Annotated in this window: 1 protein-coding gene; it reads left to right on the plus strand. The window is 74.8% G+C overall.

Going from position 1 to position 791, the window contains the following annotated elements; genetic code table 11:
- Window positions 1-282: 282 nt before the first annotated feature.
- A partial coding sequence (locus tag FUT87_RS29410; RefSeq protein ID WP_186830751.1) for an FtsX-like permease family protein occupies window positions 283-791 on the plus strand: 509 nt, incomplete at its 3' end.

A 791-nucleotide genomic window follows, 5' to 3' on the forward strand; every position in this document is an offset into this window, starting at 1 on the left:
GGACCACCGCCTGCCGCTGCAGGGCGAGGCGGTCGCGCTGCCGGACGGCGTGCAGCCGGTCTACATCAACGAGGCGATGCGCGACGAGCTGCGCCTGGCGCCCGGCGACCGCTTCACGCTGCGGCTGGAGGGCCGCCAGTTGCCGGTCGCGGTGAAGGCGATCTGGCGCGACTACAGCCGCCAGACCGGCGCGGTGCTGATGGAGCGGCGCGACTGGGAACGGCTCAGCGGCGACGCGGCGATCACGAGCTGGCGCTGTGGCTGCGGCCCGGCGCCGATCCGGTGGCGGCGCAGCAGGCGCTGCGCGAGGCCTCGGGGGCGCCGGACTCGCTGGAGATCGCCTCCGCGGGCGAGCTCCGCCGCTTCTCGCTGGCGATCTTCGACCGCAGCTTCGCCATCACCTACTGGCTGCAGGCGGTGGGCCTGGGGCTGGGGTTGTTCGGCGTCGCGGCCAGCCTGTCGGCGCAGTTGCTGGCGCGCCGGCGGGAATTCGGCCTGCTGCTGCACCTGGGATTGACGCGCGCGATGCTGCGCCGACTGGTGCTGGCCGAGAGCCTGCTGCAGGCGGTGGCCGGCGCGCTGATGGGACTGATCGTCGGCCTGGCGATCAGCGCGGTGCTGGTGTTCCGGCTCAATCCGCAGAGCTTCCACTGGAGCATGGACTGGTCGGTGCCAGTGGGCCGGGTCGCGGCGCTGCTCGCGGCCAGCCTGGTCGCCACCGGCGTGACCGCCGCCTGGGCCAGCGCCCGCGCGCTGCGTGCCGGTCGGGGCGAGGCGCTGCGCGCGGTGCG

Source organism: Mitsuaria sp. TWR114 (assembly GCF_007997345.1).